This is a genomic window from Pseudoalteromonas rubra, from assembly GCF_004212645.1.
Classification (GTDB): Bacteria; Pseudomonadota; Gammaproteobacteria; order Enterobacterales; family Alteromonadaceae; genus Pseudoalteromonas; species Pseudoalteromonas rubra_G.
Window position 1 is genome coordinate 34,729 of sequence record NZ_PPUZ01000034.1, and the last position, 14,314, is coordinate 49,042.

Here is a 14,314-nt window from a genome sequence, read left to right on the forward strand (position 1 = left end):
CTTACAAGTCCATCTCCGTCATGGATTGATCATCCAATGCCACACTGATATCGCGACCACTGACAATGTTACTCAGGCGCTCAACGCCATTGTGCAGGTCCGCCGGGCCCGCACTGATAAGCTCTTCCACCCGCACCGCCAGTTGCACTGTGCTGGGGTTATCAAAGATGTCACCAACCGTGGCGCTGATGGCAAAGTGCTGGTTTAACCGCGACACCAGCTGCATGGCCAGCACCGAATTACCGCCGCTCTCAAAAAAATTGTGGCGAGTGCCCAGCTGTTCAGTGTTCAAAAGCTCACAATAACAGGCCAGGATCTTTTCTTGTGTTGCACTTTGCGGCGCACATAGCTCGGTTTGCGTGCTCTGATTGGCGCTCGGCACCATCAGGGCGTTGCGGTCCAGCTTGCCATTGGCCGTGGTTGGCCACTGCGTTAGCCAGCACAGGTACTCGGGCAGCATATAAGTCGGTAGTTGATTTGCCAGCGCACTGCGCAGGGCACTAATCGTCCAGCGCTGTGCCAACTGGTCCTGTTCAATGGCGTAGGCACACAGTGCCGACTGGCCTTGCGCCGTGTTTTTGACAAAAACCCTTACATCCACCTCTCCCAGCACCTTGCGTAACTGCGCTTCTATTTCACCTAATTCAATTCGATGACCATGCAGCTTAACCTGATGATCAAGTCGGCCATCCAGCTCAAACCGGCCATCGGCTAACCGCCGGGCCCGGTCGCCGGTGCGATACAGCCGCTCGCTGCCACCGCCCTCCAGTTGATAAGTGACAAAACGCTCTTTCGTCAGTGCAGGTCGCGCCAGATATCCCTCAGCCAGACCAGCCCCGCCGATCCACAACTCGCCCCATACGCCCACAGGCTGCACTGCGGCACCTGCTTTGGCATGTTCGTTCAGTACCACCAGGCGCGTGTTGGCCACCGGCTTGCCGATAGTGATGTCATCGGGATCAAAGATCTGCGCTGTGGCAGACCAGATGGTGGTTTCGGTTGGTCCGTACATATTCCACAGCGCTTTTGCATGGCTGAGCAATTGCGTCGCAAGGACCGGGGTTAACGGCTCGCCACCACTCCAGATTGTGAGTCCGGCCACGCAGTCCGGTTTTGCCGCCAACAAGAGCTGCCACAAAGTCGGGGTAGCCTGCATCACAGTCACCGGATGCTGGTCTATCAGCGCAACCAGTTCATTCGGGTCGCTGCAAGCCTGTTCGCTGGCCAGCAATACCGTGGCACCGACAGTCAGCGGGCCGAACAACTCTAACAGGGCGATATCAAAGGCAATGGTGGTCACACTGAGCAGACAGTCGGACTGATTAAGTCCTGGCTCTTTGGCAATGGTATGTAACAGATTTGCCAGTGCGCCGTGGCTTATTTCAACGCCTTTGGGCTTACCGGTAGAGCCGGAGGTATAAATCACATAGGCAGGTTGCTGCGGCGCGATTGGCTGAGCATCGAAGGTATTCGGGCTGCGGGCAATCTCTGTTTGACGGGCGTCCAGGTCGATAATATCAAGTCGGGTATTAGCAATGGCCACTGCCGCCTCACTCAGCGCATCACAGAGTAAAAACGCCGCTTTGCTGTCGCTCAGCATGTCCTGCAAACGAGCCTGCGGAAAGCTCAAGTCCAGTGGCAAAAAGGCAGCCCCGGTTTTTAGTACCGCCAGTAAGGCCACTAATAGTTCCGTGCGCCGTGGCAGTGCAATGGCCACCAGCGCATCGCGACCAACGCCCCGGGCAGTCAGGTAATTTGCCAGCTGATTGGCACGTGCCTGTAGCTGCTCATAAGTCAGTGACTGCTCTGAGCAAATCAGTGCGCTGCGCTGCGCGCTATGCTTCACTTGCTCATCCAGTGCATCGAGCAGCAGAGGTTGTGCTGGGCTTTGCAAAGCCTGCCCCAGCAGTTGTGCCCGCGCAGCCTCGCCGAGCAGGCTTACATCCGCACACGCCTGAGCGCCCTTCACCTTGGCAAACAGGGCGATGAGCGCTTGGGCGTAATTATCCATCATATCGCTGTCGTAGCGCGCGCTCAGGTATTCCAGCTCCAGCTTCCACTGGCCATCAACACATAATAAGTTGCAACTTAACGGGTACTGGCCAAAGCGGGTATCTGTAGTACAGGTCGATACGCTCAGCCCGGAAAACTCTGGCAGCTGCTGCACTTTATCCAGGTTAAACAAGGTCTGTGGCAAACACACCGGCTCATGGGTTAATTCACTGTAGGGCAAGTGCTGATGCTCGAAGGCTTCAAGCAGGCTGGACTGTACCTGCTTAACCAACTCGCCCACTGTTACTGAGTCACTGAACTCCACCACCACAGGCAAAATATTGGTGCAGTAACCCGGTAAATGTAGGTCCAGGTCGTCCGAGTTGTAGCCATCACTGAGCAAGCCGCGATCAGACACTGGGATACCTACGGCAATGTGCGTTTGGCCCGTCAACTTATGTAGCCACAAGGCGTACACGGCCAGCAAGGCTGCAAACTGGCCACAACCCTGAGACTGGCTCAGCGCTTTGATTTCAGACATCGCATCGAGTTTGAACACCCGCTTTTCAACCAAAAAACTTTCCTGACTGTCAGCGCCAAAACGTGTGGGTAACGCCAGCGCTTCGCAAGGTGCAAGTTGGTCCAGCCAGTAGGCTTTATCCTGCGCATAATCAGCGCTTTCCAGATAGCGCTCTATACCTTCAACATAGGCGCTAAAGTGCACCACAGGCGGCGGAGTTACCTGACTGTTTGCGCTGCTGTAGTTACTGGCAATGCGGTGCATCAGCTGTTGCAGGCTGAGCCCGTCGTAAAGCACATGGTGTGCACTAATGCTGAGCACATGTTCTTGCGCACCAGTTTGCAGCAAATCGAACCGGCACAAAGGCTGCGCGCCAAACTCAAAGGGGCGATAACGCAACTCAGTCAGGGTGGCGCTGTCGATGTGCTGAGTTAAAACCGGTTGTGCCAGCTTGACATGAGACAAAGTGAGCGGGTCGACCGAATAACACAGCAAGGGATATTCCGTGCCCAGCTGCGCGATGGCCTCAGCCAGGCGAGCTTTGTCCAGATCTCCGCTCAAACGCAGCACAGCTTGCAAGTGATACGCTTTTGCACCGTACTCAGATTTAAGCGCCAGCGCCAGTAGTTGCTGCTGCGCCCCCGTTAACGGGAACTGCTCGGGTTGCGCATCAGCCGGATCTGGCTCGCCAAAATAACCGGCGGCTTTTAATGCCAGCACACTGTCTTTAACGGTCTGAATTATGCTATTGACGTCGGCCTCGGTGTGCGCCGCCGAAAGGAAACAATTACGCCCTTCCCAGATAAACACGCCGCGATTGAGCATTTCATAGAAAAACACATCCAGATTCTGGCTAAAACGAAACCGGAATAAAGAAGCAAAATGCTCTATTTGCATGGGAATGCTCTGCTTTGCAAAAAATGCATTGAGCGTGTGCGCCAGATACTGGGTTTTGTCACTGACCGACTCTTGCAGCTGCGGGCCTTGTTTTTTAATTTCACTCAGCACCGCTTTGGCACTGGCCATAACCAGCGGATGCTTACAGAAAGTCCCGGCAAAAAAGGTCGTGTCGGCCTGCGGATAAGACGCATCGCCATACTGCCAAGTGCCGCCATCTATGCCATCCATAAATTCATGGCTGCCCGCAACCACGCCTACTGGCAGGCCGCCACCGACAATCTTGCCATAGGTTGCCATATCCGCCTGGATCCCCAGCATGGCCTGCACGCCGCCCGGATGGGCTCTGAATCCAGTGATCATTTCATCAAAGATAAGCGCAATACCCAGCTCAGCCGTGAGTGCTCTCAGCGCCTGCAAAAATGCCCATGGCTGATGCGATGGATGACGGCTTTGCACCGGCTCAACCAGAACCGCAGCAATCTCGTTGCCCTGCGCTCTGATGCGCTGCAGTGCAGAGTCTGCGCCGTATTCAAGCACCAAGTTGTCGCTGATGGCACCGGCTCTGACGCCGCCACACATAGCTTCAACCACGTCACCACCCGGTGCGTTTTGCGCCAGCGTGCCGTCATAATGGCCATGATAAGCGCCCTCGAACTGCACAATTTTGTTGCGACGGGTTTTATTGCGCGCCAGCCGCACAGCGGTCATCACAGCCTCAGTGCCCGAGTTACAAAAGGTCACGCGCTCCAGGGCGGTCAGCTCGCTGATAAGCGCGGCCACTTCACAGGCCTGCGGACTTGCCAGCCCCAGTTGCAGACCGTCTTCAATCTGTTGCTCCAGCGCCTCAGTGACAAACGCCGGCTTGTGGCCAAACAAATTGACGCCAAAGTCCATGGTGATATCAATATATTCATTACCGTCAATATCCCAGATCCGGCTGCCTTCGCAGCGTTTACCAAATACCGGATAAAGCAGCTCTTTGCTGGACAGACGGAACCCGGCCGACGCGCGACAATCCGCCAGATGCGGCCGGTGCTCAGACACCATGGCTTTTGACAGTGGCGTTTTTGCACAGTAGCGCTCTGTGAGCGATGCCAAATGACGTTGCACGGACTGGCTGCTGGCAGCCGTGGTTATCTGCTTGTTGCCAAATCCGGGCAATACTCGGGTAGCGTCGCTTTGCGTTGATGTCTGCAACGTTGGCGTTGCCTTTGTGGTTACCACTTGTGGCGCGGGCGTTGATGCCAGTGCTGCAGCGGAAGTTTGCTGTTCGCCATTTCGGCCCTGTAACATGGCCAATTGGCGGGCAGCGACGGCTTCAACACTGTGCGCAGCATTGCTGTTGGTCACCATCGCAGCGGCCTGTAATTGCTCACGACAAATCGTGGCAACCAGCTCAGTGGGCGCGTTAACTGACAGTGCTTCAACTGGTGCTACGCGTACTTGTTCACTGTTATTTGCGCTGCTCGGTGTAACCTGTGCGGGTGTAACCTGTGCGGGTGTAACCTGTGCGGGTGTAACCTGTGCGGGTGTAACCTGTGCGGGTGTAACCTGATAGTCACTGTGTTCGATGATATAGGCCACCAGCAAGTCAACCGTACTGAGCGTTTCATAAAACTGACGGACACTGAATTCAAGCCCAAACTCTCGCTCATAGGTGCGCACGGCATTCATGATCATCAGCGAGTCAACACCCATTTCCAGCAGCGGTACATGGGTCTGAATATCAGCGACTGGCATAGATAACAAACGCGATAAGGTATTGAGTACAAAAGCGCGGATCGCTTCTTCGCGAGAGCCAGCCACCTGCTCGGTATTAGTTTGCGCACTCTGCTGTGCGCCTAACTCGGCGGGTATATCCGCTATCCAGTAAGGGCTGTGATCAAACGGGTATAAAGGCAAAGGTACTTTGGGCTGGCACTCACTTGCCGGGCTCTGCGCCAGGTCCAGCGCCAATCCGAGTTCAAACAAGCGTCCCTGCGCTGACAATAAACGCGGCAGATCTGCCCCTTTGGCGTGCAATACATGCAAAAACTCGCACTGTTCCGCCGGGCGGTTTTCCTGCAACAAGCCGCACAAGACCGGCTTGGGGCCCAGTTCAAGGGCACAATAGGCATCTAACTGAGCCAGTTGTGCCATGCAGGTTTCAAACTGCACCGGTGCGCAGATCTGTTCAACCCAGTAGCTTGGGTCGCACACCCGCAGCGCCTCTTGCTGACCGGTCACAGACGAAATATAAGGGATTGTTGGCTGGGCATAAGTGATTTGTGCGGCCACTTTGGCGAATTCACTGAGCATGGGCTGCATCAGCGGTGAATGAAATGCCCGCGCTGTGTTAATGGCTTTGTGGCGTACATTGGCGCTATCCAGCGCCGTGCACAACTTATCCATGGCGCTGTTGTGACCAGAAAATACCACGCCCGACTCGCCATGATAAGCCGACACCGAAACCTGCTCGCTTATGTCAGCCACCAGTGCATCGGCCTGCGCGCGGTCGCAACGCGCCGTCACCATGCGGCCATTGTCCGCCAGTGCATTCATCAGCCGGCCACGCTCGCTAATCAGCTTGATTGCATCGGCGAGCGAAAACACGCCCGCAATACAGGCTGCGGCATATTCCCCGACGCTATGACTTACCAGATAATCTGGTTTCAGGCCACGGCTAAGCCATAACTGCGCCTGTGCGTATTCAATGGCAAACAAACACACCTGGGTCCACTGAGTTTGCGCCAGATATTGCTCGTCCGGGTCGCTGTATAAAACCTCAAGCAGCCTGGGTCCCAGCGTATCGCCCAACAACTGGTCGCACTCATCAATGGCATCGCGAAACACATCTTGGGTATCGTACAAGGCTTTGCCCATATCCGGATATTGCGCGCCCTGCCCGGTAAACAAAAACACCAGTTCATGCGCAGGTGCTTGCGGCTCATTTACACAGTGAGCAAGCTGAGTGGAGTCATTCAGCGCGGCAACCAGCGCCTCGCGGGTTTCGCCAACAAAAGCGTGACGCGCTTCTTTGTAATGGGGCATACACGCGGTCTGACTAACAAGAGCATCAAACCTTGATGGCGTTGCTATGCTCAGCGCATTGGCATAACGGCTGGCAAGCGCTGCCAGTGATTTGGTGGATTTTGCCGACAATGGCAGCACATACCCCGAGTTTACCGACAAGGTTTTGCTATTCTGATCAGGGTAAGCAGGTGCCTGGGCACAGATCACATGAGCATTGGTGCCGCCAAAACCGAACGAGCTGACCGCCGCCAGCCTGGGATTATCCCCCTGCTCAGGCCAGCCCTGGGCTTGCGTTGCAACCCGTACCGGCAACTTTTGCCATGGAATATGGGCATTTAGCTGCGCGGTATGCAGCTGGGCCGGCACCTGGCCTTTATTCAGGCACAATAATGTTTTAATCAGCCCGGCAAGACCTGCACCAGACTCAAGATGGCCAATATTGGCTTTTGCCGACCCCAACAGCAAGGGCTGATTGGGCGCACGCCCTTCACCATATACTTTGGCCAGTGCCGATACTTCAATGGGGTCGCCCAGCTCAGTGCCGGTGCCATGGGTTTCGATATACTGCACATCCGCCGGCGCCACTGCCGCACTGTGTAATGCCGCTCTGATCACCCTTTGCTGTGAAGCGCCGTTGGGAGCGGTAATGCCATTACTGCGGCCGTCCTGATTAACCGCGCTGCCCTTCAGTACCCCATAAATTGGGTCCCTGTCGGCCATCGCCTGTGCCAGCGGTTTGAGTAACACACAGCCAACACCTTCGCTGCGCACATAGCCATCGGCAGCACGCGAGAAGGTTTTGCAACGACCATCCTCGGCCAGCATTTGGGCATTTTCGCAGGCGTCCGTAACCTCATTGCTGAGGATCAGGTTCACCCCGCTCACCAGTGCCATGGGCATATCGCCTGCGCGGATCCCGCTCAGGGCATGATGTAAAGCCACCAAAGAAGAAGAACAAGCGGTATCGACAGAGAGGCTCGGGCCGGTGAAGTTATAGGTATAAGACAAGCGGTTTGCCGCAATACTCAGCGCCGTGCCGGTGCCGAGATAAGCATTGCCCTGTTGCGCCTTATTCGACATATTAAAGTAGTCATTCTGAGAAATCCCCACATATACGCCAACGGGCTGACCGGCCAATTCGGCTGGCATCATCCCGGCCGACTGAATGGCATGGAAGCTGGTTTCAAGCAGCAAGCGATGTTGGGGGTCTATGTATCTGGCCTCTGCCGGTGATATCCCAAACAGCCCGGCATCAAACTGTTCTATGTTGTCCAGATATCCACCCAGTCGAGCCTGGCCCAGCTCAGGGCACAGTGCCTGTCTAACTGCGTCTGGCACGCTGATGGCATCGCGTTTTTCCGCCAATAACTGCCAGTATCCATCGACATCAGAGGCCTGTGGGTAACGACAGGCCATACCGATGACGGCCACATCCATAGTATCTGGCAACGCTTGTGTGTCGGGCTCGCTTCGCTCAACCTCCGTCGCTTCAGATTGCACTTTTGTGTGCTCAACATAAGATTGCCCCTTTACTTCAAGGCATTCGCGCACCGACTCAAACTGACACAAATAATGGGCAAGCTGGGCAATCGACGGGTGCTCGTAAAGCACCGTGGCTTCAAGCTCAATATCATGCAACTCCATCAACTCACCGGAGATCCGCACGGCCTTCATTGAATCCACCCCTAAAGATAAAAAGGTGGCATCAACATCCAGGCTATTTGGCTGACGGTCAACCTCATCGCCCACTACTTGCTGTAACACCTTGCGCAGCGTTTCTTCAAGCTCTGAGTGATCAAGTGTGTTTGCGTTACGCGACGGTTGTTCACTCGCAGCTTCTGGTGCACGAGAGCGAGCAAGCACGTCAAAGGTATCGGCTAGATAATGACGCTTATTTTCCTGTCGCTGAATTTTACCGCTGGAGGTTTTGAGGATCCTGCCGGGTTTGATCAACACCACCTCATACGGCGTGATGCCATGCTGCTCGGTAATTGCTGAGGTGATCGCCGCAAAAATTTCTTGCTCATTGAGCTTGCGTACGGCGGTGCGTTTTACCTGCTGTACGATAACCAGACGCTCTTCACCTTGCTCAGACAAATAAGAAAACGCCGCGCCACCGTTGTTGTCCATAGCAGCATGCGCTTCAACCACGGTCAGTTCAATATCCTGCGGGTAATAGTTTTTACCACGGAAGATCATCACATCTTTGGCACGCCCGGTTACATACAGTTCGTCCTGATAAACAAAACCCAAATCGCCGGTACGCAGATAAGGACCATCATTGTCATCGGCAATGCGGGCCTGAAAAATCTCTTCGGTTTGTTTGGCCTTGCGCCAGTAGCCCAGGGCAACACTGGCGCCTTTTACCCAGATCTCTCCGGTATGCCCCTCAGCGCAGCGCTGCCTGGTGCCCGGGTTTACAATCGCCAGCGTATGGCCATGCCAGGTGCTGCCACACGACACCGCATAATAAGGCTGATTATCTGCCGGATTGTTATCCGTGGCGTTTTGATCATAAAAGGACTCTGTGCTGGTCGAGGCTGGCGTTAATAATGAGGCCTTGCCCTGATGCATGTCCTTGCTGTCGAGCTGCAATACTGACGGAGTTTTCAGCAAGCGCCCGCCTGTGGCAAACAAGGTGGTTTCTGCCATGCCATAACAGGGAGCGGTGGCCTCCCGGCGAAACCCACAGCGTTTAAATTTCTGATAGAAACGCTCAAGCGTGCTGGCCCGCACCGGCTCGGCGCCATTAAGCGCACTTTGCCAGTGTGATAGATCCAGGTTCGCAAGCTCCGCTTCTTTGATGGTGTCAACACACAGGTCGTAGGCAAAGTTGGGGGCACTAGAAGTAACGGCTTTGGTCTCGCTCAGCAACTTCAGCCAGCGCAGAGGTTTTTGCAAAAACGAGGTGGGATTCATCAGCGCGGCAGGTGCACCAATATAGATAGGGTGCAAAATACCGAAGATCAGCCCCATATCATGGAAATGAGGCAGCCAACTCACAATGGGTGTGTCGCTGCTGTGGCCAAAGGCAAGCTTCATCATTTCTTCGTTATCCATGATGTTGGCATGGCTTACCATGACCCCTTTGGGGCTGCCCGTTGAGCCCGAGGTATACTGCAAAAACGCCAGGTCTTGAGGGGCAATGCGAATATCCTGCCAGGGCATAGGCTCAACCTGCTCTACCCCCTCGCTGTCGGTGGCAATGATAGACACATTGCTAAGGCTGGCTTCGGCTTCAAATAACGGCTGGGCAATCTCGTAAATTTTATTGCTGGTCAGCGCACCGGTTGCCCCGGCATCTTCAATAATACTTCTCAGCCTGTCGGTATTTTGATTCTTTTTCGGCGGATAAACAGGTACGGCGACAATGCCAGCGTACAAACAGGCAAAAAAAGCTTCAACAAATTCAAACCCAGAGTTGTACAAGAGTAAGGCTCTGTCGCCTCTGTCGAAGTAAGTCAGCAAACGGGCCGCTATTTTTCTGGATTTTAAGTCGAGCTCTGCGTAGCTCAGGGAAACTGCCGGTTGGTTGTCTTCGAAGAAATACTGATATGCAATGTCATCGCCACGTGTCCGGGCCAATGTCACTAATGTAGCCACTAAGTCGTTATTCATGCCATACCCATACAAGGTTTATTGAGTAAGTTCCTTTGCTCAGAACATCTGACTCAATAACCCAAAGGTAAGCAGTTAAAGTGGCATCACCTCAGGTACTAAGCACAGCTGCTCGAACCGTAAAATTGGAAAAAACCAATTAATTACATAAACACAATGATAAAGTGCGAGGTTTTGGACTGCGGATAACCGCAAAGTCGCATCACACTGTCATTGTGGTTTTAAAGGTTAACTAACCGCTTAAAACCGCAAGCGATGCTAATCAACTACACCTTTAACACCCGGCTCCACAAGCTTTTGATTAAAAATATAAATAATCAAAACGCTGATGTTTCAACCAGGCTTAAATTCTCTGATAGTGTTAATCTGGCGGGACGACAACTGAACTAAAAATACCATTCCCTAACGTTGTTATTTTCTTCTTTTCGCTGCTTTGCAAACAGCTAAAACGTTTCCTGTTCGATGATTTTCATATTGATGCTATCACAAAGCACTAAAAAATAAAGCAAAACAAAATACAAATTTAACAAATATGCAACCACTCAAGCCTAAATTGCTCGGCGGATCTGGCCATGAACCCCGCATACTGACTGCGATAAACAGGCAGTAATTAGCGACAAATCGCAGGTCTGACTGAAGGCAAAATGTAGCTCAGTAAGTTGCCTTGGTAAATTACAGCCCCTTACGTACCAATAAAGGTACTTGCGCTGACGCTTTCGGTCTGAGCCATTCAAACAAAGATTGATACAAGCTGCTATTTTGCATGAAGTTTAGTCGCTCATTTTAAAAACGCACGGGTATCTTGAGCCAGCTGTATGACAATCGTTACATTGCCAGCTAACGCTTACGGTTAGCGCCATACCTATATTGAATACATAGTCGCTAACGAGTTTGCGCCGGATCAAATTATGTCAGTATTAAATCACTATACTCGTGGCTAACATCTTCCAGGAGAGAATCATATGAAAGCCGCGCTCGTCCATGCCTTTAAACAGCCGTTAGAAATACAAACCGTCGACAAACCAACTCTGACTCCGGGCTCAGTGCTGGTCGAAATTGCCGCCTGTGGGGTATGTCATACCGACTTGCATGCCTGCCACGGAGACTGGCCAGTAAAACCTAAGCTGCCCTTGATCCCCGGCCATGAAGGGGTGGGTACTGTGGTCGCCAAAGCACAGGATGTAACCCATCTGGCACTTGGCGATCGAGTTGGCGTGCCCTGGTTGCACAGCGCCTGCGGCCATTGTGAGCACTGCCTGAAAGGCGATGAAAACCTCTGTCCGCAACAGCAAAACAGCGGTTACTCGGTCGATGGGGGTTATGCGCAATTTACCAAAGCTGACGCCAATTATGTGGTTAAAATCCCCGATAATGTGCCTTTTGTTGAAGCAGCTCCACTATTTTGTGCCGGCGTGACCACCTACAAAGCACTCAAAGTATCAGGCGCCAAACCCGGTGACTGGGTCTCTATTGTCGGCGCAGGCGGTCTGGGCCACCTGGCCATTCAATATGCCAAAGCCATGGGCCTGAATGTGGTCGCCGTAGACAGTGGAGAAGAAAAGCTTGCACTGGCACGTGATTTGGGCGCCGACATGGTGGTGGACTATACTCAGCAAGACCCGGCCCAAACCATACAAACTGAGCTGGGCGGCGTTCAGGCTGTAGTCTGTACGGCCGTATCCAAATCCGCTTTTACCTCATCTTTTCATAGTGTTAAACGCGGTGGCGTGTGTGTGCTCGTTGGCCTGCCTCCAGAGGAAATGCCCATTCCTATCTTTGATACTGTGCTCAAGGGCGTCAGTGTGGTTGGTAGTATCGTTGGTACACGCCAGGACCTGGTCGAGTGCCTGCAATTTGCCGCACAGGGCAAGGTCAAAGCCATTATCGAGACCAAACCCCTTGAAGCCATCAATGAGGTGTTTGAGCAAATGCTGAACAGTGAAATCAATGGTCGGATCGTCCTGACGCTGGATGAATAGTGGCAAATAAAAAAGGCGCAACCCAGGGAGTTGCGCCAAACCTCATAGGAAAGGAGTGAGGAAGGGAATTAATTTACCGTGGTGATCACCGTATCAATCAGGTGCACCACGCCATTGGCGGTGTAAATATCAACCTGAGTAATGTTGCTGCCTTCGACCTGCAAGCCCGACGTTGGCAAGCTCACCTGCCACCATTTTCCGCCAACACCCTGACCCATGGCATCACCCGGATTAGTGTCTTGTGCAAACATATACAGCGGACGACCAAGATAAGCGGCCTGCATGCTGCCATCGAGTCTTGCTATCAGCGACAAACCAGGAATATTGGCAATCTGCTCTTGTGTGGCTATCACCGGCGGCCAGTTGGTCGCACAGGCATCGACACATTGACTGTTAGCAAACGTCAGGTCGTCATCAAATACGTACAGCGTTTTACCGGCCACGGCGGCACCATTACCAGACACCAGTCTTTGATTGGTCGCATCATACGCGACCATGTCGTTGTCTGTATTTGCCGTTGCAACAAAATCCACCACTTTCAGGTCCAACATGTTAGTGGCCAGCGTTTCAACCTGCTTACCATTCAGGCTGAACGCCAAAGAAGAAGACGCTTCCAGTCCCAACACATGCTGGGTAAGTACCTGAGTTAAACCTGCCTGATCGGCCAGTAGCGCGTTCAGAGTGTCGGCAGGGATTTTCTGGAATGCGCGATTGGTCGGCGCAAAGACAGTAAATTGCTTACTAGTGTCGGATAAGGTGTCGACCAGATTGGCAGCCCCAAGCGCGGTCACAAGCGTTGATAAATCATCGGTTTCCATTGCTACGTCCACAATGGTTTTCTCCGTCGCCATTTTATCCATCGGCGGCATAATCACTTTATCGAGAACGTGAATTACGCCATTGTCGGCCTGCACGTTGGCTGTGCGGATCACTGCGTCATTGATAAACAACATGCTGTCTACAATACTCAGGGCGCTTTTGTCTGTGTTGGCCATCGCCACCATGTTATCAGCTGAAGCGGCAATACCGGCTGCGGCGTCAGACATTACGCTCTGCCCCGCCACCACGTGATACAGCAAAATGTCTTTTAATTTGTCTGTGTCTGCGGCCAATGCATCTAACGTGTCCTGGCCTAATGCTGCAAACGCGGCATCAGTCGGTGCAAACACCGTAAACTTGGTTGTCGGGTCACCCAGCGTCGCGTCCAATCCTGTCGCGGTGACCAAGTTTAATAAGGTATTGAAAGAACCGGCACCCGCTGCCACTTCAGGGATCAGACCCAGCGACTCGGGCACACTGATGTTGCCTACAACCACAGCATCGAGCACATGGATCACGCCATTTGACGCTGGAATATCGGTTTGCGTTACCGTCACACCGGCGAATTTAAGCATGTCTGTTGCGGCATCAATCGCCACGCTTTGCTGATTCTGCTCAAGCGTTGTCGCGGTTTTGCCGTTAAGCGACATCGCAGTTACTGAGTCAACTTTGCCTGCAACAATATGTTGCTTGAGGATGCTACCCAGTACATCGGGATTTGCCAGTAAGGTGTTGATGGTTTTTGTACCCAGCGCAGCAAAAGCGGCGTCTGTGGGGGCGAATACCGTCAAATCATCACCGCCCGTAAGTGCACCGGAGAGACCAGCGGTTTCGACTGCTTTGAGCAAGGTTGTGAAGTTGCCCGCCTGTGTTGCAACCTCAGCGATGTTCGCTGTCGACGTTGCTGTGCTTGGCGGCATTAAAACGGCGTCGATAACGTGGATTATGCCGTTGTCAGTCATGATGTCCGTCTGTGTTACCGTTGCGGTGTTGATCAGCAGGTTATCACCCGACAAAGACAAGGCAAGCTTAGCGCCGTTTACCGTTGTGGTGGTCTGCCCGGCTAAATTGAGCGCCGCTTCTGCTGCCACTTTTGAATCAAGCACATGGTAGGTCAGGATTTTGCTTAGCGTGTCAGGGTCAGCAAGCAAACTATTGATGGTGTCTTCGCCTAGCGCAGCGAAAGCTGCATCAGTAGGTGCAAACACAGTAAAGGTGTTGTCGGTGTTGTCTAACGTTGCAGTCAGACCCGCAGCGTCGATTGCCGCCACCAGGGTGTTGAAACTGCCAGCCGCTTTGGCTGCATCATACACCGAGTTTTCAGGTGGGGGTGTCACGACGACCTCGTTGTCGTCGTCGGAACACGCCGCGAGCAAGGCCAGGGTACTTACTAACATTATTTTTATTAGTGCTTTCACGTTCTTCTCCATCAAGGTGGTCAACATTCGAGCAATACGCGACCTTGTGAAACAAA

At 53.2% G+C, this 14,314-nt stretch carries 3 protein-coding genes; 1 reads left to right on the forward strand and 2 read right to left on the reverse strand.

What is annotated here, in order from left to right; all coding sequences use genetic code 11:
• Nucleotide 1: 1 nt before the first annotated feature.
• The gene (locus C3B51_RS12840; RefSeq protein WP_130245283.1) at nucleotides 2–10,042 is read right to left on the reverse strand and encodes a non-ribosomal peptide synthetase/type I polyketide synthase; all 10,041 of its coding nucleotides are present in this window, start codon (nucleotides 10,040–10,042) and stop codon (nucleotides 2–4) included.
• 962 nt (nucleotides 10,043–11,004) lie between these two features.
• Between C3B51_RS12840 and adhP the strand changes: the two genes are divergently transcribed.
• Nucleotides 11,005–12,021 (forward strand): alcohol dehydrogenase AdhP, encoded by a 1,017-nt coding sequence (gene adhP, locus C3B51_RS12845; RefSeq protein ID WP_130245284.1) that lies wholly within the window; start codon nucleotides 11,005–11,007, stop codon nucleotides 12,019–12,021.
• Between the two features lie 68 nt (nucleotides 12,022–12,089).
• Here the strand turns inward: adhP and C3B51_RS12850 are convergent, their stop codons facing one another.
• Nucleotides 12,090–14,258 carry a fasciclin domain-containing protein gene (locus C3B51_RS12850; RefSeq protein WP_130245285.1) on the reverse strand — a complete coding sequence of 723 codons (2,169 nt, stop codon included), beginning with the start codon at nucleotides 14,256–14,258 and terminating at the stop codon, nucleotides 12,090–12,092.
• Between the last annotated feature and the right edge of the window lie 56 nt (nucleotides 14,259–14,314).

Coding starts and splice junctions, on each gene's coding strand:
- C3B51_RS12840 (WP_130245283.1), bottom strand. CDS start 10,042: ATGAATAACGACTTAGTGGCTACATTAGTGACATTGGCCCGGACACGT.
- adhP (WP_130245284.1), top strand. CDS start 11,005: ATGAAAGCCGCGCTCGTCCATGCCTTTAAACAGCCGTTAGAAATACAA.